1 pseudogene is annotated in these 719 nt (G+C 45.2%); it reads right to left on the bottom strand.

The features are described from left to right. A pseudogene (locus tag A3766_RS28700) lies at nt 1–186 on the bottom strand (AI-2E family transporter); the annotation flags it as partial. Between the last annotated feature and the right edge of the window lie 533 nt (nt 187–719).

The raw sequence follows: 719 nt of genomic DNA, 5'->3' as shown, positions 1-719 counted from the left end.
AACATCTGGCCCCATAATGATTGCGATCCAGCGGGTCTCGTCACTGCTTTCAAAGGCAATTTTTAACAGCATGGTCAGTGGGACAGACAGTAACATCCCCACTGGCCCAAGCACCCAACCCCAAAATACCAAAGACAAGAAAACAATCAAAGTAGAAAGCCCTAAGCCCCGCCCCATATAGCGCGGCTAAATCAACTTTTTCGCCGTAAACTTCGAGCCAGGTACGTGAGCCAGGTAGCATGTGAGCCAGGTCATACATGCCGGTACGTAAGGCTTCTAGAAATTCTTGATTACCTTTTTCTTGTTCCATCACCACGTTAAGCAATTTAAGGTTGCTTGTATTGCCCAGTTGATCCTGGATAACGGGTAATATTTTCTTAAGGCTCTTTATTTGTTGAGTTTGAGCTTCGTTTTGGCTGGTCAATTCCGAGATTTGTAGCTGTAGCTCTTCAACGACTTCAAGGTTGACGGACTCTTCTTCTTCATCTCCGAAGACGGTGATCGTTATTACTGTAATCGAAACAGAAATAATCACGATTAGTAAGAGTGCGACAACCAGTAGTACTATTTTGTTCGTCCCGACACTCTCTTCCAGAGCAGTAATTCGTTGCTTTTCAGTGAGTGGCTCGTGCTCCACTTCATCTTTCTTGGCCATGGTCTATCCTACGTCGCGAATTTGATGATGAGCTCGGGAGGTGTGCATGTAGTCATGCTAAATC

This window comes from Oleiphilus sp. HI0132, from assembly GCF_001635845.1.
The sequence above is the reverse complement of the archived record's forward strand: the minus strand, read 5'-3'. Positions and strand labels throughout refer to the sequence as shown.